The 26,511-nt window shown below is 64.0% G+C and carries 26 protein-coding genes; 16 read left to right on the top strand and 10 right to left on the bottom strand.

All coding sequences use genetic code 11. The annotated features are described in order from the left end of the window. Positions 1-8 precede the first annotated feature (8 nt). From JMY29_RS15750 to JMY29_RS15740, 3 genes are all read left to right on the top strand, one after another. Positions 9-1,157, top strand: coding sequence for a 3-deoxy-7-phosphoheptulonate synthase (locus JMY29_RS15750; protein WP_039242783.1), 1,149 nt, complete (start codon positions 9-11; stop codon positions 1,155-1,157). 139 nt (positions 1,158-1,296) lie between these two features. Next, positions 1,297-1,509, top strand: a complete 213-nt coding sequence (locus JMY29_RS15745; RefSeq protein ID WP_017199160.1) for a helix-turn-helix domain-containing protein — start codon at positions 1,297-1,299, stop codon at positions 1,507-1,509. Between the two features lie 164 nt (positions 1,510-1,673). Then, entirely contained in the window at positions 1,674-1,772 is a 99-nt protein-coding gene (locus JMY29_RS15740; RefSeq protein ID WP_003792170.1) for a 30S ribosomal protein bS22, read from the top strand. A 231-nt stretch (positions 1,773-2,003) separates the two neighbouring features. Here JMY29_RS15740 and JMY29_RS15735 read toward each other — a convergent pair whose 3' ends face one another. Next, the gene (locus JMY29_RS15735) at positions 2,004-2,969 is read right to left on the bottom strand and encodes a DUF559 domain-containing protein (RefSeq protein ID WP_189075390.1); all 966 of its coding nucleotides are present in this window, start codon (positions 2,967-2,969) and stop codon (positions 2,004-2,006) included. Between the two features lie 157 nt (positions 2,970-3,126). Beyond that, positions 3,127-3,945: an HAD family hydrolase gene (locus JMY29_RS15730; protein ID WP_018776983.1), complete on the bottom strand. Its 819-nt coding sequence runs from the start codon at positions 3,943-3,945 to the stop codon at positions 3,127-3,129. Between the two features lie 200 nt (positions 3,946-4,145). Here JMY29_RS15730 and JMY29_RS15725 point away from each other — a divergent pair, with 200 nt between their 5' ends. Together JMY29_RS15725 and JMY29_RS15720 are read left to right on the top strand one after the other, a co-directional pair. Then, on the top strand, positions 4,146-4,400 hold the full coding sequence (locus tag JMY29_RS15725) for a glutaredoxin family protein (RefSeq protein ID WP_018776982.1): 255 nt from the start codon (positions 4,146-4,148) through the stop codon (positions 4,398-4,400). A 77-nt stretch (positions 4,401-4,477) separates the two neighbouring features. After that, positions 4,478-5,185, top strand: a complete 708-nt coding sequence (locus JMY29_RS15720; protein ID WP_039242779.1) for a redox-sensing transcriptional repressor Rex — start codon at positions 4,478-4,480, stop codon at positions 5,183-5,185. 48 nt (positions 5,186-5,233) lie between these two features. On the opposite strand, the gene JMY29_RS15715 is transcribed toward JMY29_RS15720, so the two are convergent. The 3 genes from JMY29_RS15715 to JMY29_RS15705 form a co-directional block, all read right to left on the bottom strand. Further along, complete coding sequence (locus tag JMY29_RS15715; protein WP_018776980.1) at positions 5,234-5,977, bottom strand: hypothetical protein; 744 nt, start codon at positions 5,975-5,977, stop codon at positions 5,234-5,236. 228 nt (positions 5,978-6,205) lie between these two features. Then, positions 6,206-6,886 (bottom strand): hypothetical protein, encoded by a 681-nt coding sequence (locus tag JMY29_RS15710; protein WP_144027583.1) that lies wholly within the window; start codon positions 6,884-6,886, stop codon positions 6,206-6,208. Positions 6,887-7,052: 166 nt separating this feature from the next. Next, positions 7,053-7,604, bottom strand: a complete 552-nt coding sequence (locus JMY29_RS15705) for a YceI family protein (protein ID WP_026267054.1) — start codon at positions 7,602-7,604, stop codon at positions 7,053-7,055. A 208-nt stretch (positions 7,605-7,812) separates the two neighbouring features. Between JMY29_RS15705 and JMY29_RS15700 the strand changes: the two genes are divergently transcribed. The 10 genes from JMY29_RS15700 to JMY29_RS15655 all read left to right on the top strand — a co-directional run bounded on the left by JMY29_RS15700 (position 7,813) and on the right by JMY29_RS15655 (position 22,014). Next, the gene (locus JMY29_RS15700; protein WP_189075389.1) at positions 7,813-8,478 is read left to right on the top strand and encodes a histidine phosphatase family protein; all 666 of its coding nucleotides are present in this window, start codon (positions 7,813-7,815) and stop codon (positions 8,476-8,478) included. A gap of 6 nt (positions 8,479-8,484) precedes the next feature. Further along, complete coding sequence (locus JMY29_RS15695) at positions 8,485-9,090, top strand: TlpA family protein disulfide reductase (protein WP_018776974.1); 606 nt, start codon at positions 8,485-8,487, stop codon at positions 9,088-9,090. Positions 9,091-9,095: 5 nt separating this feature from the next. Next, complete coding sequence (locus tag JMY29_RS15690) at positions 9,096-9,851, top strand: cytochrome c biogenesis CcdA family protein (RefSeq protein ID WP_018776973.1); 756 nt, start codon at positions 9,096-9,098, stop codon at positions 9,849-9,851. Then, entirely contained in the window at positions 9,851-11,560 is a 1,710-nt protein-coding gene (resB, locus tag JMY29_RS15685; protein WP_189075388.1) for a cytochrome c biogenesis protein ResB, read from the top strand. The genes JMY29_RS15690 and resB overlap by 1 nt, the downstream gene beginning before the upstream one ends. Next, the gene (ccsB, locus tag JMY29_RS15680) at positions 11,560-12,627 is read left to right on the top strand and encodes a c-type cytochrome biogenesis protein CcsB (RefSeq protein WP_018776971.1); all 1,068 of its coding nucleotides are present in this window, start codon (positions 11,560-11,562) and stop codon (positions 12,625-12,627) included. The genes resB and ccsB overlap by 1 nt, the downstream gene beginning before the upstream one ends. Before the next feature lie 177 nt (positions 12,628-12,804). Next, positions 12,805-14,910: an Hsp70 family protein gene (locus JMY29_RS15675; RefSeq protein WP_189075387.1), complete on the top strand. Its 2,106-nt coding sequence runs from the start codon at positions 12,805-12,807 to the stop codon at positions 14,908-14,910. 3 nt (positions 14,911-14,913) lie between these two features. Beyond that, the gene (locus JMY29_RS15670; protein WP_189075386.1) at positions 14,914-16,983 is read left to right on the top strand and encodes a LuxR C-terminal-related transcriptional regulator; all 2,070 of its coding nucleotides are present in this window, start codon (positions 14,914-14,916) and stop codon (positions 16,981-16,983) included. 174 nt (positions 16,984-17,157) lie between these two features. After that, positions 17,158-18,525, top strand: coding sequence for an IniB N-terminal domain-containing protein (locus tag JMY29_RS15665; RefSeq protein WP_189075385.1), 1,368 nt, complete (start codon positions 17,158-17,160; stop codon positions 18,523-18,525). Between the two features lie 130 nt (positions 18,526-18,655). Continuing rightward, positions 18,656-20,539: a dynamin family protein gene (locus JMY29_RS15660; protein WP_189075384.1), complete on the top strand. Its 1,884-nt coding sequence runs from the start codon at positions 18,656-18,658 to the stop codon at positions 20,537-20,539. After that, entirely contained in the window at positions 20,536-22,014 is a 1,479-nt protein-coding gene (locus JMY29_RS15655) for a dynamin family protein (RefSeq protein ID WP_189075383.1), read from the top strand. Before JMY29_RS15660 ends, JMY29_RS15655 begins: the two co-directional genes overlap by 4 nt. On the opposite strand, the gene JMY29_RS15650 is transcribed toward JMY29_RS15655, so the two are convergent. Together JMY29_RS15650 and JMY29_RS15645 are read right to left on the bottom strand one after the other, a co-directional pair. After that, on the bottom strand, positions 21,995-22,501 hold the full coding sequence (locus JMY29_RS15650) for a hypothetical protein (RefSeq protein ID WP_237567094.1): 507 nt from the start codon (positions 22,499-22,501) through the stop codon (positions 21,995-21,997). The two genes, JMY29_RS15655 and JMY29_RS15650, sit on opposite strands and share 20 nt — an antisense overlap. Positions 22,502-22,591: 90 nt before the next feature. Next, positions 22,592-22,999, bottom strand: a complete 408-nt coding sequence (locus tag JMY29_RS15645; protein ID WP_079580933.1) for a PLD nuclease N-terminal domain-containing protein — start codon at positions 22,997-22,999, stop codon at positions 22,592-22,594. Positions 23,000-23,086: 87 nt separating this feature from the next. Here JMY29_RS15645 and JMY29_RS15640 point away from each other — a divergent pair, with 87 nt between their 5' ends. Beyond that, positions 23,087-23,398 (top strand): DUF4229 domain-containing protein, encoded by a 312-nt coding sequence (locus JMY29_RS15640; RefSeq protein ID WP_018776963.1) that lies wholly within the window; start codon positions 23,087-23,089, stop codon positions 23,396-23,398. A 59-nt stretch (positions 23,399-23,457) separates the two neighbouring features. On the opposite strand, the gene JMY29_RS15635 is transcribed toward JMY29_RS15640, so the two are convergent. From JMY29_RS15635 to JMY29_RS15625, 3 genes are read right to left on the bottom strand one after another with little or no spacing between them, the layout of a single operon-like run. After that, positions 23,458-24,339, bottom strand: a complete 882-nt coding sequence (locus tag JMY29_RS15635; protein ID WP_018776962.1) for a 1,4-dihydroxy-2-naphthoate polyprenyltransferase — start codon at positions 24,337-24,339, stop codon at positions 23,458-23,460. Positions 24,340-24,392: 53 nt separating this feature from the next. Further along, positions 24,393-25,532, bottom strand: a complete 1,140-nt coding sequence (locus JMY29_RS15630) for an AMP-binding protein (protein WP_189075382.1) — start codon at positions 25,530-25,532, stop codon at positions 24,393-24,395. Between the two features lie 9 nt (positions 25,533-25,541). After that, positions 25,542-26,504: a 1,4-dihydroxy-2-naphthoyl-CoA synthase gene (locus JMY29_RS15625; protein WP_018776960.1), complete on the bottom strand. Its 963-nt coding sequence runs from the start codon at positions 26,502-26,504 to the stop codon at positions 25,542-25,544. Positions 26,505-26,511: the final 7 nt, after the last annotated feature.

Below are 26,511 nucleotides of genomic sequence, written 5' to 3'. Positions count from 1 at the left end.
ACCCAGACATGACCAGCACCGCCCCCGAATCCATCGAAGCGCTCGATTCCGCAGCCGCAACGGACGCCGCGCAGCCCGCCACCTCCAACCTGCGGGTTGCCCGCTTCGAGCCGCTTCCGGCCCCGCAGGACCTCATCGCCGAGTTGCCGCTGGACGCCCGCTCAGCAGCCGTCGTCGACCGTGGCCGTGACCAGGTCCGCGCCATCATGGACGGGGTCGACGACCGCCTGCTGGTGATCGTGGGACCCTGCTCCATCCACGATCCCAAAGCCGGACTTGAATACGCCCGCCGCTTGGTCAGCCAGGCCGAGAAGCACAAGGAAGACCTGCTGATCGTGATGCGTACGTACTTCGAAAAGCCGCGCACCACCGTCGGATGGAAGGGGCTCATCAACGATCCCCACCTGGATGGCAGCCACGACATCGCTGCAGGCCTTCGTGCCGCCCGCGGTTTCCTCAAGCAGGTCACCGCCCTGGGCCTGCCCACAGCCACCGAATTCCTGGAGCCCATCAGCCCGCAGTACATGGCTGACCTGGTCTCGTGGGGTGCCATCGGTGCCCGCACCACCGAGAGCCAAATCCACCGCCAGCTCGCCTCGGGCCTGTCCATGCCGATCGGCTTCAAGAACGGTACCGACGGCGACCTCCAGGTTGCCATCGACGCTTGCGGCGCCTCGGCCGCTGAACAGGCCTTCCTGGGAATCGACGACGACGGCCGGGCGGCCCTCGTGGCGACCTCCGGCAATCCGGACACGCACGTGATTCTCCGCGGCGGACGCAAGGGACCGAACTACTCGCAGGACGATGTAGCAGCGGCTTCCGCCAAACTGGCGGCCAAGGGACTCAACCCGCGCTTGATCGTTGATGCGAGCCATGCCAACAGCGGCAAGAGCCACCACCGCCAGGCAGAGGTTGCCCTGGAGATCGGAGCCCAGCTCGAAGCAGGTGCTTCCTCCCCGATTGCCGGCATCATGCTGGAGAGCTTCCTGGTGGGCGGTGCGCAGAACCTGGATGTTGCCAAGCAGTTGGCCGGTGAACAGGAGCTCGTGTACGGCCAGAGCGTTACTGATGCCTGCATGGAATGGGATGTCACCGCTTCGGTGCTGGAGCAGCTCGCGGCCTCAGCCCGGAAGCGCCGGGAAGTCTCGGGGGAGTAGTATCCCACTTCGTCGAAAGGCTTTCACATAGGCCCCATCAGCCTCTAGAGTATCTAGCACATGGTTGTTTGATGGCTCAGCATCGTCACACCGTTTCCTGGGGGTGTCCTAGTCGGCTGAGAGCAAAGGAATATGGGAAATGTCCGCGGAGACCAACTTCTCGAATGCGCGATTCATGACGGTGGCTGAAGTGGCCGACGTCTTGCGTGTTTCCAAAATGACCGTGTACCGCCTGGTCCACTCAGGGGAAATGCCGGCCGTCAGGTTTGGCCGCTCCTTCCGGGTCCCCGAAGAAGCCGTGGCCCAGTACCTCAAAGGTGCTGTGGTTGACGGACAATCCGAGACCGCCTGAGGCTGCCGGGGTCCGTCCAACGGACCGTGGTCATGGGGTACCCCTTTGAAGCGGTACTCTGTTAAGGAACGTTTTACGTCAATGTAAGAATCTGTCAGTTGTACTTGTCTGCTTCCGCGGATGTGTTCCAACAGACAGGAACTTCTAGTTTGTAAGGAACTTTCGTGGGTTCAGTTATTAAGAAGCGCCGCAAGCGTATGGCCAAGAAGAAGCACCGCAAGCTGCTTCGCAAGACTCGCCACCAGCGCCGCAATAAGAAGTAGAGATACTTCATCAAGCGTGAATGCCCGTTGCCTCTCGAGGTGGCGGGCATTTTTGCATCCCTGACGCTTGCTCACGTTCCGCGGGTTTGGGTGTGACGCTTGCTCACGTTCCGTGGGTTTGGGTGTGGCGCTTGCTCACGTTCCGTGGGTTTGGGTGTGGCGCTTGCTCACGTTCCGTGGGTTTGGGTGTGGCGCTTGCTCACGTTCCGCAGGTTTGGTGGTGATGCTTGCTCACGTCCGGGGCCGTGCGAAGCCGGAACGGACTGCGGGGTCTACCCATCCTTGCCGCAACGCCCTCTTTATCTGCCGGGTAGCGTTTGCGAAATTGTCTGCGAGGTCGTCCTTCCCGAAGATGAGAACCGTCCACCCGGCAGCCCCGAACGCTTTATCCCTGCGCCGATCGCTAAAGATCTGCTCCTCCGCGAGGTGATGGCCGCCGTCGTACTGGATAGCGATCCGACGCTCCCGGTAACCGAGGTCGGCAGAAGGGGAAAGGGGATCGGCCGGCCGGAGCCGAAGTTGCAGTTCGGGTTCCGGAAGACCGTCGTCAAGCATCGCAAGACGAAGCAGCGACTCGGGGGCTGAGTCAGCGCCTACCCGCATCAGGTCGATCGCTTCCCGAGCCCGCACAACACCTTGAAGGTTCTTGTGGAGCTCCACCATCGAGCGGAGGGATGCAATGGTTGCAAACGCTGTGTCCCGTTGTTCAAATTCGGGCCTGGGTACGCGGATGAGTTGGTCTCCGACGCAGACGAGTTCCTTCAACGGCAATATGCGGGCCAAATCCAGCCAGGTCCGGGACCGGGTGCTGATCCAAAACCCTCGGACCAACTCGACCTCGCTCTCCGCCACTACGACGCTATGCCCGGAGACGCCCTTTCGCCGCACTGCCGGCAGATTTCGAGGCTTGCTCAGGTGCAGCTCATTGGAATCGGCGAGCCACGGAGGGAGCGGCAAGCCGTGCAGCCGGGCGGCAGTGACATGCGAAATCCAGGCGCCTGGACTCGCGACCGAGAGCGATCGGGCAGCTGCTTCAAGGTCGAAGTCCCAATCCGATGGCCGGTAGATACCTTTACTCACTGCTTCAATGCTGACGCGGTTCCAGAGATTGCGATGCGCGAGGCCGGCAGCCTTGGCCTCGTCAAGAGTGAACGGAGCGGATCCCAGTTGGGACGGAACGGGTTTCGGTATCTGCATACGGCATTGTTACCCGGATCCGGCTGTGAGCGCAGAAGTTATCCACAGGCGGGTCTGCCCTCATGAGGGGATGTGAGGGAGGGTTTGGTTCAAGCAGTGGGGATGTGAGGGAGGGTTTGGTTCAAGCAGTGGGGATGTGAGGGAGGGTTTGGCGACGCTAGAGGCGGGGGCCGCGGAATCGTGAGAAGCCGCGCCACAGGCCGTAGATCGCCCCTCCGACGGTGGCGGCTTTGAGGCCGAGGGTTGCCGCGCGTCGGCCGGACCGGAAGTCGTATACGGGCCAGTTGTTGTCGCGGGCATGGCGTCGCAGCTTGGCGTCAGGATTGATGACGACGGGGTGCCCCACCATTGTCAAAAGCGGGATGTCGTTGGCGGAATCGCTGTAGGCCCAGCAGTGGTCCAGATCCAGGCCCTCCCGGTCGGCGACCAACTGCACGGCGACCGCCTTGGCCGGTCCGTGCAGGATGTCTCCGACCAATTTCCCCGTGTACATGCCCTCATGCACTTCACCCACGGTCCCCAATGCACCGGTGAGCCCGAGCCGGGTGGAAATTACGGTGGCAACCTCGATCGGCGTCGCCGTCACCAGCCAGACCTTACGGCCCACCCTGAGATGTTGCTCTGCGAGAGCCTTCGTTCCGGGCCAAATCCGGGACTCGATCATTTCGTCGTAGACCTCTTCGCCCAGGGCTTTGATGTCATCTACGGTGATGCCGGCCGCCAGGGTCAAGGCCGAGTCGCGAACGGCATGGACGTCCTCCATGTTCTCGCCGCGCATCACGAACTTAAATTGCTTCCAGGCGAACCCGGCCGCTTGCGGCAAGGTAAAAGCTTTGCGTTCATACATTTTGCGTGCGACGTGGAAGAGGCTCGCACCCTTCATCAACGTGTTGTCGACGTCGAAGAAAGCAGCTTCGCCGCTGTGCTTCTGCGCTTGGGCAGCAGCGGCAACGGCGACGTTCTTCTCCTCGGGCATGCCTTGAGTCTAGTCAATGGCGAGTACCCCGCGTTGAGGGCGCACTCGAACGCCCTTACCGGTGGGGTGTGAGGGAGGGTGGGGTTGAAGGGGGTGGGGTGTGAGGGAGGGTGGGGTTGAAGGGGGTGGGGTGTGAGGGAGGGTGGGGTTGAAGGGGGTGGGGTGTGAGGGAGGATCGCGGGGCGGTTACCGTTAATCACATGGCTACTCCCGACGTCGTCCTCCTCACCAAAGCTGACTGCCACCTCTGCACGGACGCCCGCGCCGCCGTCGAGCGCGTTACTGCGGGCCTCGGCTTGAGCTGGTCTGAACAGCGGATCGACGCCGACCCCCAACTTCAGGAGCGCTACGCGGAAGAGATTCCGGTGGTGCTGGTGAACGGTGTCCAGCGCGATTTTTGGAAGATCGACGAGGCCCGGCTGACCCGCACCTTGAAGAAAGCCCTGGAGGGCTGAGGGTGGCCTTGCCCGTATGTAGCGGCTTTTGTTGAGTCCGGCCCGGGGGTCATAGAGTGGAACAACAAAGCGACGCAATGGAGAATACCGTGACTGCGCTGGAACCGTCCGCGGAAGCACTATCCGGGGACAACGAACCTGCGGCTAAGCAGATCCCGCCCGCGGCTGTGGCCCGGATGACCCTCTATTTGCGTGCGCTGAACTCGCTCTTGGCCGAAGGAGTTGAGCGCGTCTCCTCCGAAGCGCTGGCCGAGGCGTCAGGTGTCAGTTCCTCCACGCTCCGCAAGGACCTCTCGTACGTAGGCTCGTATGGCACGCGCGGGGTCGGCTATGAAGTCCAGTACTTGAGCCGTCACATCGCCGCGGCGCTGGGTCTGACCCATGACTGGAAAGTCGCCATCGTCGGTGCCGGCAACCTCGGCAAGGCCCTGGCCCGGTATGGCGGCTTCGAGTCCAGGGGATTCGACGTCGTAGCCATCTTCGACGCGGACCCCATGGTGATAGGCAACGAGGTAGGGTGGCTGCGCGTCAGCGACTCAGCCGAGCTTGAGCGGGTCCTGGAGCGAACCCACACGAACATGGTGGTGCTTGCCCTGCCGGCCACGGTGGCGCAGGCAGTGTGTGACCGGGTTATTGCTGCCGGCATCAGGAGCATCCTGAGCTTTGCTCCGGTGCTCCTGCAAGTTCCGCCGCACGTGAATCTGCGGAAAGTGGACATGGCCACGGAGCTGCAGATTCTTGCCTACCACGCACAACGGGCGCAGACCCCGGGCCAGGCTGTTTAGCCTTCGCCGGGTCCGCGCCCGTAGTGGTGTGTTTGGAACCCTGTCGCTTTAGCGTCCGGAGGGAGTCTGGTACGGGTTTCCGAACTGCGGTGTCTTGCGGAAGTACGGAGCCGACGCCGGCAGGTACAGCAGGACGATCGCTACGATTCCGAGCAGTGCTGAAAGCGTCGCCAGGCTGAGCGGCACGAGGGCAAAGATCGAGAGCGCGGCGAGGACCGTGCCGAGGATGCGAGCCCAGTTCTTGCCCTTGCGGACGTTGATGGCAACGAGTGCGTACAGGCCGGCACCAATGACACCGAGTGCAATCATGACGCCGACGATGAAGCCCTGGACGTCTTCAAAGCGGACATCCGCGGCGCCGCCGGCCGACATCTGGTCTTCGAACATGCTCCTGAAGGAGGGGTCGTTCAGTGCCGCCATGGAAATAAGGATGGAGATCAGCCAGATTGCGCCTGCGCCGACAATCAACCAGAAGGCGATGTTGACCATTTGCGGGACTGTGGCAGGACCCGGCTGCTGACTCGGCCAGTTGGTGTCCTGACCGTACTGGGGCGCCTGGCCATAGGGCGAAGCGCCGGTCTGGCCGTACTGTGGGGCCGCTGGCGGCTGGGACTGCTGGCCGTACTGCGGTGCTGCAGGCTGGCCGTACTGTGGTGCAGCAGGCTGGCCATATTGCGGAGCTGCCGGCGGTGGGGACTGCTGGCCGTACTGTGGTGCAGCGGGCTGCGTGCCCGGCTGCTCAGGCTGGTTGGAGTCGCCCGGGTTCGACGGCGGGTATGGAGGGTTGCTCATGGCATTCCTTTGCTTGTTCGACTGCAGGTACGGCCGCCGGGATCAGCAAAGTGACCCTGCCCCCAGCGTGGTTCTGCTTCCACCGTACCCCCAGGGTCCCGCGCCGCTGCATACCACACGCAGGAATTTCAAGAGGGCAGGGAAAATCATCATGTTGGCGTACGTCTTCATGATGAAGGCCGCGGGAATCCCAGGGGATCCGGCCGCGGCCTTCATGCTCAGCAAGTGCTAAACGAAGTGTTTCTGCGATTCCGGGAGCCACATCATGATTGCTGCGGCAACAGCGGCCGCCGAACTGAGCAACCCGAGGTTGAAAGTGATCAGGAGGAACAGCAGGGAGAAGACCGCGAAGCCGCCCAAAATGGAGAGGACCAGCCGGGCCCACCGGGCGCCCTCCTTCATGCGGATGGCGATGAAGGCGTAGACGGCGGCCATGATGATGCTGAAGACGAAGTTGAAGATCCCCGTCCCGATGGCCAGGGCTCCGAAGTAGTCGCGGTAGATGAAGATATTGGCGAAGTTGGCGATGACGCCCAGTGCCGCTGCGGCAATCCACAGCCAGTAGGACGTGGTGAGGGTCTTAGGGACGCCCGTGGTGTCACGGAATCTCTGGGCGATGTTGTTGAAGTCCAAACCGAAGACGTTCCGCGGAGGTGCGTTATAGCCGAGTCCGGCGGGCGGTGCGGGGTTCGGGCCGGCCGGTGCTGTGTAGGCGGGTTGTCCCGGCTGCTGGTAGGCAGGGGGAGGTTGGTAACCTTGCTGCCCTTGGTAGCCACCTGGCGGAACAGATCCGCTTTGGGGAGGCTGGTAACCGCCGGGAGGTTGGTAGCCCGCAGGAGGAACATTGCCTGGCTGCGGTGGCTGGGCGCCGGGCTGCTGTGGCTGAGGTGCTTCATCTGGGGTACTCATGGCATCACTGTAGACCGCAGGTTGAAGGTTGCATAGGAAATTCCGAGCCAACTCGCAGCTAAATACAGGGTGTTTGCCGAACAATGGCCGGGTGACTCATGTGTATGCGAAACGGCGCCCCTGCAGCGCGAAGCTGGGCAGGGACGCCGTCCGGGGTGTTCTGGAATCAGGCTGCGGCCGGAGCGATGAACGCGAGTTCGAGGTTGATAACGACCTTGTCGCTGACCAAAACGCCACCGGCTTCGAGGACTGCGTTCCAGGTAAGGCCGAAGTCCTTGCGGCTGATGGTGGTTTCACCCGAGACGCCTGCGCGGGTGTTGCCGAACGGGTCTACTGCAACGCCGTTGAATTCGGTCTCGATGGAGACCTCCTTGGTGACGCCCTTGATTGTGAGATCGCCCACGAGGTCGAAGCTGTTTCCGTTGGCCTTGACGTGGCGGGACACGAAGGTGATTTCCGGGAACTTCTCGACGTCGAAGAAGTCTTCGCCCTTGACGTGGCCATCGCGGTTGACATCGCCGGAGTCGAAGCTGGCGGTCTGGATGGTTGCGGAGACCTTGGAGTCCGTCAGGGTTTCGCCGACCTCCAAAGTGGCCGAAGCGTCCTTGAACTGGCCGCGGACCTTGCTGATGCCTGCGTGGCGGACGGTGAAGCCGATCTCGCTGTGGGAAGCGTCGAGGGTCCAGGTGCCGGTGGTGACGGAAGCGGGGAGGGTCATCATGGTTGTTGCTCCTATAGGTAGTGGAAGGTACTGCGTGCTTGCCCGGTTGAACCAATTGCTTGAAGCGTCAACTGAGCTTCGTGTCTAGTATAAACATGCATATGCATCTTTTATTCCAACTCCACGGAACATTTACGGAAAACTTTGAGTTCTACTTGCGGTAGAAGATTTCGGATCGCCCCGCTTCTTTGAGAAACTGGTAAACATGCCCCAAGCAACTGTCCATCTGCTTCGCCATGGCGAGGTCCACAATCCCGACGGCGTCCTCTACGGTCGCCTGCCGGAGTTCCACCTCTCCGAGCGTGGCCGGGAGATGGCCCGTATGCTGGCCGACCACTTTGTTGCCCGCGCCGCCGACGGTGCGAAGATAGTCCATCTGGTGGCCTCTCCGTTGACGCGTGCCCAGGAGACGGCCATGCCGACGGCGGAAGCACTGAACCTCGAAATCACGGTCGAGCCGCGCATCATCGAAGCCGAGAACCACTTCCAGGGACTCCACCCCACAAAGAGCGAGTTCCTGAAGCCCAAGCACTGGTTCTACTTCCGGAATCCAATGCGGCCCTCCTGGGGCGAGCCGTACAAGGAGCAGGCAGCCCGCGTGCTGGCTGCAGTTGAGGATGCCCGCGTCAAGGCAATCGAACTTGGCGGGGACGGCGCCGAGGCCATCCTGGTCAGCCACCAGCTGCCGATCTGGTCAACACGGCTCACGGCTGAGGGCCGTCGCCTGGCGCACGATCCCCGTAAACGTGAATGCACTTTGACGTCGCTTACGTCCCTGACGCTCGACGACGACGGCCGGATTATCCGGGTTGAGTACAGCGAACCTGCCGCCGCGCTGCTTCCCGGTGCGGCCAGCACTCCGGGGGCATAGGAAGACATGGACAACAACCTTTCACGTCGAGGCGTTCTTACCGCCGGCGGTGTCCTGCTGGCGGGACTGACCATGGGACTTTCCGCGTGCGCCCAGAAGGACTCCCTTGCGGAGCAGGCAAAGGCGGGCGACAACAAGAACTACGTGGCCGGCGACGGCTCGGTGACGGAATTCGCCAAAGCCGACCGTGCAGCGCCCGTAGCCCTCAAGGGCACCCTGTTCAACGGAAATGAGGTCAAGCCCGAGGACCTCAAGGGCAAGGTCACGGTCCTGAACTTCTGGTTTGCTGCGTGCGCTCCCTGCCGGATCGAAGCGCCGCAGCTTGAAGCGCTGCACCAGGAATTCAAGGACCAGGGCGTCCAGTTCTTCGGCGTGAACCTCCGCGATGAAAAGGCCACCGCTGAGGCCTTCGACAAGACGTTCAACCTCACCTACCCGAGCTTCAACGACAAGGACGGGTCCGTGCTGCTGTCCGTGTCCGGCATCGTCCCGCCCGGTGCCGTCCCCACAACCCTGGTCCTTGATAAGGAAGGCAAAGTTGCCTCCCGCGTGCTTGGCGAGATTGAAAAGAGCACCTTGAAGGCCCTCATCACCTCAGCCGTGGGCGAGTAGTCACCGTGAACAGTCCTTTCGCCGAGACCATCCTCAACGGTTCCCTTCTGCTGGCCGTGCCGGTCGCATTGCTGGCCGGGCTGGTTTCGTTCCTCTCGCCGTGCGTGCTGCCGTTGGTACCCGGGTACCTGGGGTACGTCACCGGGCTGACCGGCGTCGACCTGCAAAAGCAGCGGCGTGGCCGGATGCTGGCGGGGATCGGGCTGTTTGTCCTCGGATTCTCCGTAATTTTCGTGCTCCTGGGCGGCGCCTTCGGCCAGCTCGGGACGCTGCTGACGGGCCCGCAGAACGCCTGGATCACGCAGCTGCTGGGCCTTCTGGTGATCGTCATGGGCGTCGTGTTCATGGGCGGCTTCGGCTGGCTTCAGCGTGATGCCAAGATCCACGCCAAACCGCCGGCCGGACTGTGGGGTGCGCCGCTGCTTGGACTCACGTTCGGTTTGGGCTGGGCACCATGCATTGGCCCGACCTACTCCGCGGTACAGTTGCTGAGCTTGTCCGGCGGATCGTCGGCGGCCAAAGGTGCGCTCCTGGCGTTCATCTACAGCCTTGGCCTGGGCATCCCGTTCCTCCTGATCGCTCTGGCCGTCCGCCGGGGCATGGGTGTCATGTCCTTCTTCCGCAAGCACCGTTTGGCCATCCAGCGGATCGGCGGAGGCATCCTGATTTTGCTCGGCATCCTGATGGCCACCGGTGTGTGGGGCCAGTGGGTGACCGGGTTGCAGTACTGGTTCCAAAATGACGTGAAGTTGCCAATCTGATGAGCGAGTCCGTGAAAGCCAAGAAGAAGTCACCAGCCGCTGAAGGCGCCACCACAGCGGAAGGAAAACTCCAGCAGGCCAAGTCTGAGGCCGCGGTACCCGTGCTCGGATTCAAGGGCATGCTCAGGTGGGCCTGGACCCAGTTGACGAGCATGCGTACAGCGCTGTTCCTGCTTCTCTTGCTGGCCGTCGGTGCAGTGCCGGGTTCGCTGTTCCCGCAGCGCGCCGCCAACCCTGTCACGGTCACTGAGTGGATCAAGAACAACCCTGCAACCGGGCCGTTCCTGGATGCCCTCCAGATGTTCGACGTCTATTCGTCCGCCTGGTTCTCGGCCATCTACATTCTGCTGTTCATTTCGCTGATCGGCTGCGTGACCCCCCGCGCCATTGCGCACTACAAAGCCATGAAGTCGCAGCCGCCGCGCACTCCCAAGCGCCTTTCGCGGCTTCCGGAGTACGGCACCCTGGCGCTGCCCGCCGACGCCGGGATCCCGGCGTCGAAAGCCATCAACGATGCCGCCGGGCTGCTCAAGAAGCGCGGTTACCGCGTTGATGTACGCGACGTCGACGGCGCCCTGCCGTCCTTGGGCGCCGAGCGGGGCTTCCTGAAGGAAGTGGGCAACCTGGTGTTCCACACCTCGTTGATCGGCGTGCTGGTGTCCGTGGCCATCGGCGGCCTGTTCGGATACAGCGGCCAGCGCATCCTGGTCGAAGGCGAAACTTTCGTCAACACCCTGGTTGGCTATGACCAGTTCACCCCGGGCACCAACTTCCAAAGCAGCTCGCTTCAGCCGTACTCGGTCCGTTTGGACAAGTTCCAGGCAACGTTCGACCGGGAGTCGCCCAAGAAGACCGGCCAGCCGATCGACTACACGGCCGAGGTCACCACCAAGGAAGACCCAGGCGCGCCCGAGCAGAAGGAAGTGCTGAAGGTCAACGACCCCATTTCCCTGGGCGGAACAAGCCTGTACCTCACGGGCAACGGCTACGCACCCGTGGTCACGGTCCGGGACGGCGACGGCAACGTGGCTTTCCAAGGTCCCGTCACCGCGAAGGTCCAGGGGGCCAACTACTACTCGTCCGTGGTCATCAAGGTCCCGGACGGCACTCCCGACCAGCTTGGCTTCAACGGCTTCTTCCTGCCGACCGCCTTCGAGTCGGAACAAGGAATCTCCTTCAGTGCCGACCCCGCTTTGGCCAACCCGCAGTTGAACCTGGATTCCTACTACGGCGACCTGGGCCTGGATGAGGGAACGCCCCAGAATGTCTTTGAACTGGACGTCAAGAACCTTACCCAGCTGAACGGGCGCAAGCTTGAGGCCGGCGGCATCGTGCTCGGTTTGGGCCAGACCGCAACTCTGCCCGAGGGTAAGGGAAGCATCACCTTCGACAGTGTTAAGAAGTACATCGGCGTTGACATCCACCACAACCCCGGCCAGCTGTACGCCCTTATCTTCGGCCTGCTGGCGGTGGGTGGCCTGATGGTTTCCCTTTACGTCAACCGCCGCCGGGTCTGGGTCCGCACCGGAACCCACCAGGACGGGCGCACCATGGTGGAGTACGGCTTGCTGGCACGCGGTGAAGACCACCGCCTCGCCGGAGAAGCCGCAGCACTGCGTGAAATCTTTGCCCGCGAATGGAACCTCCCGGAATCACCGGAGCCTCCCGCACCTCGAACCGTCTCTTCCTCAACCTCGAAGGACCAGTAATGCCAGCCATCAACGAAACCCTGGGCCAGTACAGCGAGCTGTTCATGCTGTTGGCCGCCGGCACGTACACCGTGGCGTTCATCGCCTTTGCCTGGGATCTGGCGAAGAGCAGCAAGACCTTCCAGGCAGTGGATTTGAAGGCAGCAGCCAGGTCCACCAGCGAAAAGGTCAGCGTTGCAGCCGGTCGCGTTGGGGCTGCCCTGTCAGGTCCCGACGCCGGCGGGCCGGCCGGCCGGGCCGAGCGTCCGACGTCGGGCCCCACCCATGCAGGCGGGACTGCGGCAGGCGACATGCGGTACACGGCCGAACGGCGCGTTCCCGCTCGCGTGGCAGTGGCCTTGACGGTGCTTGGCGTGCTGATTCACGGCGCAGGAGTGGTGACCCGGGCATTGGGCGCCGGCCGCGTGCCGTGGGGCAACATGTATGAATTCCTCACCACGGGCGCTTTCGTTGCCGTGGCCGTCTTCCTGATCACGCTGATCCGCCGCGACCTGCGGTTCCTCGGCACGTTCGTGCTGGGCTTGGCTATCATCATGCTGGTGGCTGCGTCGGTGTCCTTCTGGACCCCGGTTGGCCACCTGGTCCCCGCATTGCAGAGCTACTGGCTCATCATCCACGTCTCCATCGCGGTCCTGTCATCCGCTTTGTTCACCCTGACCTTCGCCATGTCCGTCCTGCAGTTGCTGCAGTCGTACCGGCAGAAGAACCTGGCGGCCGGCCGCGCAGACAACCTGGCCTTCATGCGCGTGGTTCCCAACGCCCTGAGCCTGGAGAACCTGTCCTACCGCATCAACGCGATCGCGTTCATTGGCTGGACGTTCACGCTCATGTTCGGCGCGATCTGGGCCGAGAAGGCCTGGGGCCGGTTCTGGGGCTGGGATCCCAAGGAAGTCTGGACCTTCGTGATCTGGGTTGTCTACGCAGGCTACCTGCACGCCCGTGCCACCCGTGGTTGGACAGGCACCCGTGCAGCGTGGTTGTCAATCGTCGGATACGCCTGCGTCATCATCAACTTCACGTTGGTAAATACCGTTTTCAACGGCTTGCATTCCTACTCCGGCCTCTAAGGTCCAATCCGGCGCTGAGCAGGAGCTTTACTTCAATAGTCATCAGCGGCCTCGGGAAATTGACAATTCGGTGTAGCAATTAAGCCTTTTGCGTGTCCGGAGCAGGTGCTAACTTGTTCAAGACCCGCTAGTGAAGCAGCTCGCTTGCGTCGTGCCATGTGAACTCTCGAGGTACCCATGAGCTATGTTCTCGCCATTGATGTCGGGACAAGTTACACCGCCGCAGCTCTTATCAAGCCTGGGCGGAGCGCCGCACCCACGCCTGAAATCCTGCCCCTTGGGATCCATGGAAGCACTGTGCCTTCGGTGCTTTTCTACGCGGACGACGGCCGGATATTGGTGGGCGAGGCGGCTGAACGCCGGGGCCTGGACGATCCCCGGCGGATGGTCAGGGAATTCAAGCGCCGCATAGGCGACTCCGTTCCACTCGCTGTGGGTGAGGGCTGGATGTCGCCCGAGGACGTGTACGCCACCATGGCTCGATGGGTGGTGGACAGGGCCGAAGAGCGGGAGGGGAGCCTGCCGTCGTCGATCATCATGACGCACCCCGCAGCGTGGGGCGCGCACCGTACCTCGACGGTCCTCGCCGCGTTGAACGTTGCGGGCCTGCACGATGTCACCCTGATCAGCGAACCCGTTGCCGCCGCCCTGCACTACGCCACCCAAACCCGCGTGGAGGACGGCAGCACCATCGCCGTGTATGACCTTGGCGGCGGAACGTTCGATACCGCGGTCCTGCGCAAGGCGGGCGCTGGCAGCTTCGAACTCCTGGGCCGTCCCGACGGCATTGAAACCCTTGGCGGCGCCGATTTCGACGCCGCCGTTCTGCGCCACGTCATGGGTCACCTCGGGGACGCCTTGGAGGGACTCGAGCCGGAGGCGCCGGAAAGCAAGGCAGCGTTATCCAGGCTGCGGCGGGAGTGCCGCGAAGCCAAGGAAGCGCTGTCCATGGACAGCGAGGCCAGTATCGCCGTCGCGCTGCCGGGAACCCAGCGGACCCTGCGGCTGGTGCGGTCCGAGTTCGAGGCCCTGATCGAGGCGTCCATCCGGGAAACCGTGCACGCTCTCGAGCGGAGCCTGCGCAGCATCCACCTTGAGCCCGGGGACCTGAGTACCGTGCTGCTCATCGGCGGTTCGTCCCGCATTCCCTTGGTGGCGGAAATGATTTCGGTGGAACTGGACCGTCCGATCGCCGTCGATGCCGATCCCAAGTCGTCCATCTGCCTTGGCGCCGCTGTCGCGGGTCTGGGTACCGCAACTGCAGCAGACCTGGAAGCGGCCGAAGCTGAGGCTGCCCCGGCGACGGTGATGGAAGGACGTGGCGTTGCCAAGCGGGCAAAGACTGCGCGGCCGCACGTCGCCGGCTCCAGGCCCCACCTCGGTGCCGTCAAAGCCGCGGTCGCTCCCGGGGGCGCACACCGCTCCCACGTCCGCCTGGCCGCAGCGGCGGTCGCAGCAGCAACTGCGCTGACCATTGCCACCGCCACGGCGGCGCAGAGCCCTGAAGGCAGCGGCATTCTGGCGTCCATGTTCGGAAACCAGGCTGCCGACGTCATGCGCGGCGACGGCTCGCCGGTTGCCGCAGCCCAAGCCAACGGCGGGGGCGATGCCGCCCCGGGTGCGGCACCGGCAGTGGGAGGTCCGACGGCGGGACTTGAGGCCAGTGCCCGCGCAGGAGTGACGCGGGCGGGGACCGGGACCGGAAAGAGCCCGGCACGGTCGGGAAGCACGGGAAACGGCTCAGGTGCGGGATCGGGGGCTGCCCAAGGCCAGACAGCCGGTACCGGCGGAGCAGGCAGTGCGGCCGGGACAGGCGGTACCGGCGGAGCAGGCAGTGCGGCCGGGACAGGCGGTACCGGCGGAGCAGGCAACGCGGCCGGGACAGGCGGGGCTGCCACTACAGGCGGGGCTGCCACTGGAACCACGACGCCGGAGACTCCCGGAAGCGGCTCCAGCAACCCTCCGGCGGCGACGCCCACCCCGGAGCCTACAGGCGGGGCCGCCAGCGGACCCACACCACCACCGGCAACGACGCCACCCACTGTGCCGCCGCCGGTAACCGATCCTTCCACGCCACCTGTCATACCGACGGACCCGGTTACCCCATCGCCGGTACCCACGGTGCCGCAGCCAGAACCCACAGTGACCCAGGACCCTGCTCCACCGTCGCCTGAACCAACAGTGCAGCCCGAGCCCACTATCCCGCCGGCCACTGTCGCCCCGGAGCCCCTGCCAACAGAAACAAGTCCGGCCCCGGATCCAGCACTGACTCCGGCGGTCTGACCCATGACGGGACAGGACCACCGGCCGCGGCATTTTCCGCCCGGGTGGGATGAGCAGCCGTCCGGCCTCCCGGACGACGCCCCGGGAGAGGCGCCGGGCCCTGAACTGCCCGGTCAGCCCGCCGCAGTCCAGGAGTTGCTGCTGGCGCTGTCCTTGGGTTTTTCCCTCCACTCCCTTCTGCCCGGCAGCCTTGAACACCGCGAAGACCTGGACTCGGTCATCCACGTGGCAAAGGACGCCGGGCTGATATCGCCTGATGGATCAGTGGTTGGGACCGTCCACTATGCCTTGCTCTCGAGCACAGCGCCGGCGCGCATCCGGGCCCTGCAGAGGGAACTGGTGGACAGGACCGCGGCAGAGGGCCGTCCCTTGGGCGACGTTGCCCGGCAGCTTGCGCAGAACGGGTTCCAGGATCCACGGATCGTCGCGGAGCTGGAGCGTGCCGCGGAGGGGGTTCTGGACTCCGAGCCCGGCCTGGCGGCCGAACTCTATGCAGAAGCACTTCTCGCCGGAGGACAGGAGACCACCACCGCGGCCAGGCGGGCGCAGGCAGCGGCGGCCTTGGGCGATCTGGACACTGCCGGCAGGATAGTGGACCGGCTCCTGGCAACGCCGGAGGCCCCTCACATCCGCCTGGGAGTTGACGTTGCTGCGGCTGTTTGGGCACAGCGGGGCATGCTCTCCCGGAGCGCGGACACGTACACCTGGCTGGGGCGGGACAGGATCGACGGTTCGGCGCCCCTTGCAGCCGTGGCCATGATTGGTTCAGGCAACGTTGCGGGCGCCGGTCAGTTGGCGGCTGCTGCCTCGCCGGAGGGCTCACCTACACTCCTGGCTGTGGCTCTGTCATTGACCCAGCAGGGACTTCGTCAAACACTGGGACCCACGCCACAAATCGCACTGCCGGAGCTCATCAGGGCCTCCGACATGATGAACGCGGCCGGCACGTCGATTCCCCTTGTGGAGACACCGGCGGCCCTTGCCGCGCTGTGCGCCCTCCACACCGGGGAAGCCGGCATCGCCGATATGGTCCTCAAGGCAGCGCTTGCCGCCGGACAGGGCGGCAATACGGCCCGTCCCAGGCTGTTCCTGTTGCAGGCCTGGACCGCCATGCAGCAGGACAACCCGGACGAAGCCCGCTTGGCCATCAACGAAGCATTGAAAGCGAACCACTGGCCCTTGGCGCCCAGGGATGATTTCCTGCTTGCTGCGTTGGATGTCGGTTTGGCACGCCGGGGCAGCGAAGTCCACGAGCTGCTGCTGGCGTGGGAGCGGGCCCGCGAGGCAATGATGCATGTGTCAGTGGACCTGTTCAGTCTCCTGCCCTGGGGAGAGCTAATGATCGCCGCCGCACGGTTGCGGGAGACCCGCCGGGTGGGGCATTACCTGGACGGTGTCTGGCACTTCGTTGGCCGCCTGGGGGATGCCCCATTATGGTCGGTGCCCCTGCATTGGGCTGGAGTGCAGGCAGCCCTTCTTAGCGAAAGTCCGGCCGAACTCGCTCCCCACGCTGCTGCGCTGGTGCGTGCCTCCGAACACAGCCACCTGGCGTCCGTGCTCGCTGCAGCGGGCAAAGCCTGGGTTTCGGTCCTGGCCGCACGGTTTGAAGCGTCCGACGTCGAAACCGCCGCCCGTGGTTTGGCCTCGGTCGGATTGCCCTGGGAAGGCGCACGGCTGGCCGGCCATGCCGCTGCGCACGCCGAAGAGCGGCGGGACATGGTGCGGCTCCTTGCCTGTGCCCGGGACATCCACCCCCAGGGGGTTTCCCCATCGGCCCCGCCTCCGGAGCGGGCCGGCGCTTCACAAGCTGACGTCTCCTTGCATGCACTTGCCGGGGAGTACGGGAGTCCGGGGGTTCAGGATTCATCCGGGCTCAGCCCCAGGGAGCGCGAGGTCGCCCGGCTCATCCTGGAAGGCAAGACCTACCGCGAGATCGGCGAGGCCATCTACATCTCGCCCCGCACCGCGGAACACCATGTGGCGCGCATGCGGCGTCGCCTGGGAGCGGAAAACCGTTCAGAGCTGCTGGTCCGCCTGCGCCTGGCGTTGGGGGAGGGGTACCCCCCTCCGTAAGCGGGACCCCCCTCAGCCCCCTAACGGAAAACCCGGCAATCCCCTAACGGCAGGGCATGGGGTAGGGGGACCACCCCCGATGCCCGGTCTTCGGTCCCGGCAATACGTTGAATGCAAGCCCGGCAAAGGCGCCGGGCCAATTTCGAAAACCACAGAATTTGAGGGAGCACTCCAATGCCAACACTCGCACAACAGCTCGTGCAGTTCCTGATGAGCCTGTTCAACGATCCTGACGCCGCAGAAGACTTTGTACGCGATCCCGAAGCGGCCCTCGCCGCTGCGGGCCTGCGGGATGTCTCCTCCGCAGATGTCGACGCCGTCCGCCCCGTGGTCCTCGACTACGCACCGATCAATGCCCGGTCGTCCTTCGACCGTGAATACAACACCGGAGGAAACCACGCGACGACCGGCGGCGGACGGCCCGAGCACGATGGCGGCGGCTGGAGTGGCGGCGGACGCCCGGAACACGATGACGATCACGGCGGCGGCGGTGGCGGTGCCGGCGGTGGTTGGGATGGCGGGCATGACGGTCATGACCACGACCACGACGACGATCACGGCGGCGGCGGTGGCGGTGCCGGCGGTGGTTGGGATGGCGGGCATGACGGTCATGACCACGACCACGACGACGATCACGGCGGCGGCGGTGGCGGTGCCGGCGGTGGTTGGGGCGGCGGGCACGACGACCATGCACATGCGGTCCAGCAACTCGTCCACGTGGTGAACAACTACTCCTACACCACCACCATTGATGACCGCGACACGATCACGGACCAGTCGGTGAACCAGAACATCTGGGCCAACGGAGATGTCTCCCAGATGTTCAACCAGGACGCAGTGATCGCCTCCGGTGATGGTGCCATTGCCGCCGGCGACGATGTCACGAATTCCGGAAACACCACGACCACAACCACCACCACGAACAACGATGACCACACCGTGGACAACTCGGTCAACGTCAACACCAGCGGCAACAACAACGATGTCTCGGTGGGCAACGACTACTCGGATCATTCGGTGACCAAGGACTCGTACAACACGGACGATTCCTACAACACAGAGGATTCGTACAATACCGATGTTGATGTGGATGTGGAGATCGAGGATTCGTTCAACGAGGACAACTCCAACCACACAACGAATACCACCAACACAACGAACACGACCACCACAACCAACACCACCAACACGGCCACGGACTCGTTCAACGACAACTCCACGGACGTGGATGTCGATCTGGAGGACGTACAAGTGGTGAACGATTCCGTGGTGGTCCAGGACAACGAACTGGACCTGGAATACTCGCCGGACTACTCCACCAACGTGGAAGTGGACGACGTCAACGTCATCAATGATTCCATCGTTGTGGCCGACAACGAGTTGACCTACACCGAGGACAATTCCACCACCGTAGGCGACGTCGACGTTGACTACACCAACGTCGAGGACAACGTTGTTGTGGCGGATAACGAACTCGATGTCGAGTACAACGACATTGATGATTCGGTGGTGGTTGCCAAGAACGACGTCGACATCGACTGAGGCAGCACCCTCCGCGCAGGAGTTGCAAGCACAAGCGCGAAACCCCAGCAGTGCCCGGCAGGTGGACCCCCTCCTGCCGGGCACTTCGTGGCCCCCTGACAAGGGGCGGCATGTGAGCAAAGGAAGAACCGTGGCGGAAACAGTACGCATGACCACCCTTGTGGAGCACGGGATAGCACTGGCAGGTGAGCGGAACGACCTCAGGCGGCGCTTGGACAACACGCTCCGACGCCTGCAGGACCCCAACGTCAGGGTGATTGTGGTGGGCGAGTTCAAACAAGGGAAGAGCCAGCTCATCAACGCTTTGGTCAACGCTCCTGTGTGCCCGGTGGATGACGACATCGCCACCACCGTTCCCACGCTGGTAAGGCAAGGTGATCCGGCGTCGGCGGTTGTCCTTGTCCCCGCGGCCGATCCCCCAGGGCCGGACAGCTTTACGGACATCGACGGCGGTGAATCGCGCCTTGAGCGCAAGCCCGTGCCGTTGGCCGAATTGTCCGACTTCGTCTCCGAGAAGGGCAACCCGGGAAATGCCCGGAACATCGTTGCAGCGGAGGTGGCCCTTCCCAGGAAGCTCCTGTCAGGCGGGCTCTGCATTGTGGATTCCCCGGGAGTGGGAGGACTTGGCTCAAGCCACACCCTGACCACGCTCACGGCATTGCCCTCGGCACATGCCATGCTGTTTGTCTCCGATGCGTCCCAGGAGTACACAGAACCGGAAATGCGCTTCCTCCGGCAAGCCATGCGCGTGAGTCCCAACGTAGCCTGCGTGCTGTCCAAAACAGACCTCTATCCGGCATGGCGCCAGATCGCTGAGCTGGACAAGGGCCACCTGGCCGACGTCGGGCCGGACATCCCCCTGTTTCCTGTCTCTTCGGAGGTGCGGCTCGAGGCCGCGAGGCTCCAGGACGCCGAATTGAACAACGAATCCGGATTCCCGGAGCTGGTCTCCTACCTGCGAAACGCCATTGTTGCTGAGGCGGCTCTCATCCAGCGCCGGTCCGTAGGCAACGACCTCGTGTCGGTTACGGGGAACCTCATGCTGGCGTTGCGGTCGGAACTTGGGGCCTTGGAAAATCCCGAAGACACACCGCAGATGATCGCGGGCCTGAAAGCGGCCAAGGACGATGCCGACGCGCTCCGGAAGAAGTCCGCCCGATGGCAGACCACCCTGAATGACGGCATTGGCGATCTCATCGCGGACATGGAATATGACCTCAAGGACCGTCTTCGGCGAATACAACGCGAAGCCGAGGCGGCCATTGACCAGGGCGATCCCGGTCCCGCGTGGGAACAGTTCGCCAAGTGGCTTGAACAAAGCGTTGCCGCCGCCGTGTCCGACACTTTCGTGTGGACCAGCGAGCGGGCACAGTGGCTGGCCGGACAGGTGGCAGAGCATTTTTCCGAAGACGAAGTGGCTTTGCCTGCCCTCCACGTTGCCGACACCGGCGGAGTGCTTGACCCCGTGGCAGAAATCCAGGACATGGAAGATGGCCGTATGGGACCTGTGCAGAAGGTTCTGATCGGCATGCGCGGGTCCTACGGCGGGGTGCTGATGTTTGGCCTCTTGACGGGTTTGTTTGGCTTGGCCCTGATCAACCCGCTGTCTGTGGGGGCCGGGCTCATGCTGGGCCGGAAAGCGTATCGGGAGGAGCAGGAAGCACGGCTGAAACGTCGGCAGGCAGAGGCCAAACTCCTGGTGCGGAAGCAGGTGGACGACGTCGTGTTCCAGGTGGGCAAGCAACTCAAGGACCGGTTGCGGCTGGTTCAGCGGGCCACCCGGGATCACTTCACGGACATCGCAGAGGAACACCACCGTTCCCTCACCGAATCCGTGGCTGCGGCGCAGAAGGCGGCAGCCACCTATGCTGCCGAGCGGGACCTGCGGATCAAGGAGATCAAGAACCAGCTCAAAGCCGTGGAAACCTTGCACGCGGTTGCCCGGCAACTTCAGGAAGAAGGGGCCGGAGGACAGCACGCCGTTCCGGCGTCGTCCGCGGTTCCGGCGGGATGATCGAATCGGGAATCGCCGGCGCAGCGGAGCTGCTCCGGCAAGCGCGGGAGGTCTTCCAGGGGGACCCGGCTGCCCTGGCTGTCCTGGACGACCTCGACCAACGCCTTGCCGGGCCGTTGCGCATTGCGGTGGCCGGAATGGTCAAAGCCGGAAAGTCCACCCTTCTCAATGCCATCATCGGCGAGGAGATCGCTCCTACCGACGCCGGTGAGTGCACGAAGATCGTCACGTGGTACCGCTACGGGCACGCTCCCCGTATCACCCTGCACCCCTTGGCAGGCGGGCCGCAGGCGCTGCCAGTGCACCGTGAAGATGGCCGCTTGGTGTTTTCATTGGGGGAATTCCAGGCGGAGGACGTGGAAAAGCTCGTGGTTGATTGGCCGGCAGCCAGCCTCCGGGATCTCACCTTGATCGACACTCCGGGCATCGCTTCCTTGTCCAAGGATGTATCCGGGAGGTCCACGGCCTTCCTGCTTCCCGAAGACGCTCCCACCGCTGCGGACGCCGTTATCTACCTGATGCGTCATTTGCACGCCTCGGATGTCCGGTTCCTCGAATCCTTCAAGGACACCGCCGCCGGGAAGTCCGGGACGGTCAATGCCCTCGCTGTCCTGTCACGCGCGGATGAGATAGGTGCCGGCAGGATAGATTCGCTCATTTCCGCTGCCGTGATTGCCGACAGATACAGCCGGGACGAAAACCTCAAACCGCTCGCGCTGGGAGTGGTACCCGTGGCGGGACTGCTGGCGCAGAGCTCCAGGACCATGCGCCAGGGCGACGTGGACGCCCTCATGCTCCTGGCGCGCATGGACCGGAACCAGCGCGAAAGGATGATGCTTTCTGTTGACCGCTTTGTCCGCGCGGCCGGACCGGAAGGCGTGGAGCCCGGCCTGAAGGCTTCCCTGGTTCAACGGTTCGGGCTGTTCGGGATCCGGCTGGCAGTGGCCCTGATCCGGGGCGGAATCACCAACCCGACGGAACTGGCGCACGAACTCGCGCGACGCAGCGGACTCGGCCGCCTGCTGGACACAGTGGCCTCCTTGTTCCAAACGCGGGCCGACGCACTCAAGGCGCGTGCCGCCGTCGTGGGTTTGGAGTCACTGCTGAGCGGCTCCCAACCCGGCCAGTCAGCAGTCCTCGAACCGGCGCTGGAGGAGTTGCTTGCCGGCGCGCACGAATTCCGCGAACTCAAGCTCCTGGGCTCGCTGCGGACAGGTGGTGTGGTCCTGCCACCCGGGCAGGCAGAGGACGCGGAACGACTGGTGGGCGGCCGCGGCAACCTTCCGTTCCAGAGGCTGGGACTTCCCCCGGACGCGGACGCGGAGGAGATCGCGCGCGAAACCCGCAGGGCCCTTGACCGTTGGCGGCAGATCGCGGAAAACCCGTTGTTGGTCGAGCCTTCGGCGGTGGAAGCCTGCCGGGTTGTCCTGCGCAGTTGCGAAGGTATCCTGGCGGCTATGCCCGCCGCCCGCTGAGCAGCCAGGCTGTCGTCGACGGCAGGAAAAGCAGAATCAGGCCGGCTGCAGCGAGGATGAATTGCGCGGCGAGAAGCACCATGGCCATGACGCCGTCATTGCCCGGAGCGACCACATAATCAGCGGTGATCACGGTGACGACGGCGTGGAGGAGGAGCAGGGGAGCCAAGGCCCAACGGGGCCACGTGCGTCGCCTGAAAAGGATCGCCAAGAGGACGGCTTCCATCGCGACCACCACGGCGATCATGGCCAGGCTGCCGAGGAATACGACGGCGGCGGCCCCCTCGACGGAGTTGGCGTCGCCGTCCGGGACCATGGACTGGATAACGCCCTTCAAGCGCTCAAAGTGGGCGTCGCGGCCAAGGAACCCCGTGAAGACCACGGCGATGCCGGCCACGAAACTTGCCAGCCACAGCGAACGGGACAACCGGGCCGGGCCGGGAGGCTTTACCGCTGCAGGGATGGGCGGCGGAGTTGAAAGGGACATGCCCGGGCGCTGGGGTGGCGCCGGTGGCCCGCTGACTGATGGCGTGGAGGGTGACTGCCGTGAACCATCAGCTTGCTGGGCCATGTTTGCCTACTTCAGCTCGTCGGTATCATGCGTATCCGGCTCACCGCGGTGGGCATCGTCCGTGCCTGATGACGTGTCCCGGAGTTTGCGTTCCTTGGCTTCGAGATCCGCCTTGAGCTTCTTCAGGCGGTCCTCTTCGGCTTGGTTGCGACGGCGGGTCTCCAGGTTGCGGAGGAACTCGGGGTCGTCGTCCGGTGCGGTGGGGTGGCGCCTTACGGGGGTGGCCGTGGGCTTGTTGTAGGGACGGCCGAAAATGAACCACAGAACGGCACCCAGCAACGGCAGGACGATCATCACGATGATCCACGCGGTCTTCGAAATGCCGCGGGTCTGGTGCCGGTCAGTGCGTATGACATCCACCAGGGCATAGACGAAGACAACAAGAACGACGACGACGCCTATAACGCGGAGCATGCATCAAGTCTAGTGCCCGGAAGCCGTTCGCTGGACGCCCTCTTTGGGCCGTGACCAGAGTGCAACCATTCGGGCGGCTAAACTTGGATGGTGGCTTTCCTGAAGTATTCCCTCATCCGCCTGGCGCTGTTCGTGCCGTTGTTCATCATCTTCGCCCTTTTGCAGGTGGGTCTGCTGCCTGCGGCCATCTTCGCAGGGCTCATGGCCTTCGCCATCAGCTACCTGTTCTTCCAGAAGCAGCGCGACGAAGCCACGGCGGCGATGCGCGAGCGTTTCTCCGGGCGCGCCAAGCCCATCCGCACCGCCGGCGAGGTTGAAGACGCCGAAGCTGAGGACAGCCTGGTGGAGAAGAACCCGGACATTGCCGTCAATAACGACAAGCGCCCCGGCGCGGCCTAAGAATTGAAACAGCGAACGCCCCTCAGCACATTGCCGGGGGCGTTCGCTTTTTGTGGAGCCTAGAAGCCGCGGCTCAGAATGAGCCCGAGCGAGAACAACAGGCTGTAGCCGAGGTTGATCAGGCCGGTCTGCTTGAGCACCGGGATGAGGCTCTTGCGCTTCTTGCCGTTGACCATCAGCCATGCAGGCATGAGGCAGGCGGGGATCAGCAGGAGCACGATCAACATCCAGGGCTTCGTGGGCGCCAGGACGATCACCAGCAGGATGGACACGGCCAGCATCAGCACGTAGCTTTCGCGGGCATGACGGTCACCCAGGCGGACTGCCAAGGTCCGCTTCCCGGCCGCGGTATCCGTGGGGATGTCCCGTACGTTGTTGGCCATGAGCAAGGCGCAGGCGATGAGGCCGGTACCTATTGCGCCGATGACTGCGGCCAGGCTCACCTGGCCGGCCTGCGTGTAGGTGGTACCCAGGGTGGCCACCAGTCCGAAGAACACAAACACGAATACATCACCCAGGCCCATGTAGCCGTAGGGGTTCTTGCCGCCCGTGTAACCCCACGCTGCCAGGACGCAACCGATGCCCACCAGGATGAGCCACCACGTTTGGGTAATGATCACCAGGATGAGGCCGCACAGCATGGCAGCGCCGAAAAGGGCGAAGGCCGCCCACTTCACCTGTTCCGGCTTCGCTGCGCCGGAACCCACCAAGCGCAGCGGGCCGACCCGGTCCTCATCGGTTCCGCGGATGCCGTCGGAGTAGTCGTTGGCGTAGTTGACGCCGATCTGCAGCAGAAGCGCGACAAGCGCCGCGAGGATCGCGTTCGGCAGCCGGAAAGCATGGAGCTCGTACGCCGCTGCCGAACCGATCAGGACCGGCGCTATTGCCGCGGGCAGGGTGCGGAGCCGGGCTCCTTGGATCCATTGTGCAGCTGTCGCCACGTGTAGTACCTCGTGTGTTTCGCGTTTGATCTCAGTTGGGGGGAAGAACTTGTCTATTGTCCCTGATGCAGATTGGAAAGCTGTTCAATCATGGCCAGCCTGTCCGGTTTTCCGTTCGGCAGCATCAGCAATTCCTTGTCGGCCAACACTGTTTTCGGGGCCAGGACGCCCAGGGCGGCTTCCCGCCGGGCCGTGAAACCCTTGATTCCGTCAGGGCTGGGATCCTCGACGGCCACGTAGGCCGCAACAGCCTGGCCCCATTCCCGCGAGGGGACGCCTGCGACGAAAGCCGCGGTGACGCCGTCGAGCTCTTCCAGCTTGCTCTGGATATACGTGGCGGAGGCCTTGACGCCCCCGGTGATGATGACGTCGTCGGCGCGTCCCAGCACGGTGAGTTTGCCTTCCGGGGACAGTTCACCAAGGTCGCCGGTGACGTACCAGCGCGTACCGTCCTCTTCGAAGAACGCAGCCTTTGACGCGCGGGCAGCATCCAGGTAACCCGCGGCCACCGTGTCGCCGCCCAGCAGGACCCGGCCTTCCAGGTCGCCGTCGCCGATCCGGATTTCGACGCCGTCCAGCGGCTCGCCGTCGTACACGCACCCGCCGCACGTTTCGGCGGAACCGTAGGTGGTGACCACCTTCAGGCCCGCGGCCTGGGCGGCTGCCAGGAGGTCGGGCGACGCCGGTGCGCCGCCCAGCAGGATGGCGTTGAAGCGGCGCAGTACGGCGAGGGTTTCGGGCGCGGTGGAGTCCAGGAGCCGTTGCAGCTGCGTCGGCACCAGGGAGGTGAACCGGATCTTGTCCGTCAGTTCCTCGGCTGCGGCGGTGAAGGCCTCCGGAGTGAAGCCGTTGGTCTGGTCCATCACCCACGGCCGGGTTCCCGCATAAAGGGAGCGGACCAGCACCTGCACGCCGGCCACGTACTGCAGGGGCAGCGCGAGCAGCCACTGGCCTTCGCCGCGCAGTGCCATGGCGGTCGCCACCGACGACGCCGCGAGGGCATCGACGGTCAGGACAGTTGCCTTGGGTGTTCCCGTGGAACCGGAGGTGCGGACCACCACTGCGGCATCCTCGACGCCGGTCTCCACCGGCACCGCCCGGGGTTCGCCGTTTTCATCCAAGACGATTTCGACGGCGGGACCCTCACCGTGGAGGGCAGCCATCAGGGCTTTGAGGACAGGATCGACGTTCACGGAGGAGTCCTAGAAGTAGTAGGGGAAGCTGGACCAGTCGGGATCCCGCTTTTGGAGGAACGCTTCCTTGCCTTCCACAGCCTCGTCCGTCATGTACGCCAGGCGGGTGGCTTCGCCCGCGAAGACCTGCTGCCCGGCCAGTCCGTCGTCGGCCAGGTTGAACGCGAATTTGAGCATGCGGATGGCCTGCGGGGATTGCCGGGCGATGTCGGCGGCGTACTCGAGGGCGACTTCTTCGAGGCGTTCGTGGTCCACGGCCTCGTTGACGGCACCCATCCGGACCATGTCCTCGGCGGAGTATTCGCGGGCGAGGAAGAAGATTTCCCGCGCGGCTTTCTGCCCGATCTGGCGCGCCAGCAGCGCAGAGCCGTATCCGGCGTCGAAACTTCCTACCGTGGCGTCCGTCTGCTTGAACTTGCCGTGTTGGCGGGAGGCGATGGTGAGGTCGCTGACCACGTGCAGGGAGTGCCCGCCGCCGGCCGCCCAGCCGTTGACGACGGCGATGACCACCTTGGGCATGGTCCGCATGAGCCGCTGGACTTCCAGGATGTGGAGGCGGCCTGCACGGGCGGGGTCTATAAATTCAGCAGAGTCTCCTGGGGCGTCTTCTACTGCGTACCTGTATCCGTCGCGGCCACGGATCCGCTGGTCGCCACCGGAACAGAACGAATGTCCGCCGTCCTTTTCGGACGGCCCGTTGCCGGTGAGCAGCACGGTGGCGACGTCCGGAGTCATCCGGGCGTGGTCCATGGCCCGGTAGAGCTCATCGACGGTGCCGGGACGGAAGGCGTTGCGGACCTCGGGACGGTTGAACGCGATACGGACTGTGGGGAGATCCTTGACCGTGCCGTCCGCGGACCGTTCGACCTGCCGGTGGTAAGTCATGTCCTTGAAGTCGTCGAAACCCGAAACCGTGCGCCAGCGCGAGGGGTCAAAGATGTCGGAAACCTTGGCAGGGAGATCGTTGTTCACAGTCCGA

It is taken from the genome of Paenarthrobacter nicotinovorans (assembly GCF_021919345.1).
GTDB lineage: Bacteria > Actinomycetota > Actinomycetes > Actinomycetales > Micrococcaceae > Arthrobacter > Arthrobacter nicotinovorans.
The sequence above is the reverse complement of the archived record's forward strand: the minus strand, read 5'-3'. Positions and strand labels throughout refer to the sequence as shown.

Bases quoted from the DNA above. Each gene is read 5' to 3' on its own strand.
- JMY29_RS15750 (WP_039242783.1), top strand. From the start codon at position 9: ATGACCAGCACCGCCCCCGAATCCATCGAAGCGCTCGATTCCGCAGCC.
- JMY29_RS15745 (WP_017199160.1), top strand. From the start codon at position 1,297: ATGTCCGCGGAGACCAACTTCTCGAATGCGCGATTCATGACGGTGGCT.
- JMY29_RS15735 (WP_189075390.1), bottom strand. From the start codon at position 2,969: ATGCAGATACCGAAACCCGTTCCGTCCCAACTGGGATCCGCTCCGTTC.
- JMY29_RS15730 (WP_018776983.1), bottom strand. From the start codon at position 3,945: ATGCCCGAGGAGAAGAACGTCGCCGTTGCCGCTGCTGCCCAAGCGCAG.
- JMY29_RS15725 (WP_018776982.1), top strand. From the start codon at position 4,146: ATGGCTACTCCCGACGTCGTCCTCCTCACCAAAGCTGACTGCCACCTC.
- JMY29_RS15720 (WP_039242779.1), top strand. From the start codon at position 4,478: ATGGAGAATACCGTGACTGCGCTGGAACCGTCCGCGGAAGCACTATCC.
- JMY29_RS15715 (WP_018776980.1), bottom strand. From the start codon at position 5,977: ATGAGCAACCCTCCATACCCGCCGTCGAACCCGGGCGACTCCAACCAG.
- JMY29_RS15710 (WP_144027583.1), bottom strand. From the start codon at position 6,886: ATGAGTACCCCAGATGAAGCACCTCAGCCACAGCAGCCCGGCGCCCAG.
- JMY29_RS15705 (WP_026267054.1), bottom strand. From the start codon at position 7,604: ATGACCCTCCCCGCTTCCGTCACCACCGGCACCTGGACCCTCGACGCT.
- JMY29_RS15700 (WP_189075389.1), top strand. From the start codon at position 7,813: ATGCCCCAAGCAACTGTCCATCTGCTTCGCCATGGCGAGGTCCACAAT.
- JMY29_RS15695 (WP_018776974.1), top strand. From the start codon at position 8,485: ATGGACAACAACCTTTCACGTCGAGGCGTTCTTACCGCCGGCGGTGTC.
- resB (WP_189075388.1), top strand. From the start codon at position 9,851: ATGAGCGAGTCCGTGAAAGCCAAGAAGAAGTCACCAGCCGCTGAAGGC.
- ccsB (WP_018776971.1), top strand. From the start codon at position 11,560: ATGCCAGCCATCAACGAAACCCTGGGCCAGTACAGCGAGCTGTTCATG.
- JMY29_RS15675 (WP_189075387.1), top strand. From the start codon at position 12,805: ATGAGCTATGTTCTCGCCATTGATGTCGGGACAAGTTACACCGCCGCA.
- JMY29_RS15670 (WP_189075386.1), top strand. From the start codon at position 14,914: ATGACGGGACAGGACCACCGGCCGCGGCATTTTCCGCCCGGGTGGGAT.
- JMY29_RS15665 (WP_189075385.1), top strand. From the start codon at position 17,158: ATGCCAACACTCGCACAACAGCTCGTGCAGTTCCTGATGAGCCTGTTC.
- JMY29_RS15655 (WP_189075383.1), top strand. From the start codon at position 20,536: ATGATCGAATCGGGAATCGCCGGCGCAGCGGAGCTGCTCCGGCAAGCG.
- JMY29_RS15650 (WP_237567094.1), bottom strand. From the start codon at position 22,501: ATGTCCCTTTCAACTCCGCCGCCCATCCCTGCAGCGGTAAAGCCTCCC.
- JMY29_RS15645 (WP_079580933.1), bottom strand. From the start codon at position 22,999: ATGCTCCGCGTTATAGGCGTCGTCGTCGTTCTTGTTGTCTTCGTCTAT.
- JMY29_RS15640 (WP_018776963.1), top strand. From the start codon at position 23,087: ATGGTGGCTTTCCTGAAGTATTCCCTCATCCGCCTGGCGCTGTTCGTG.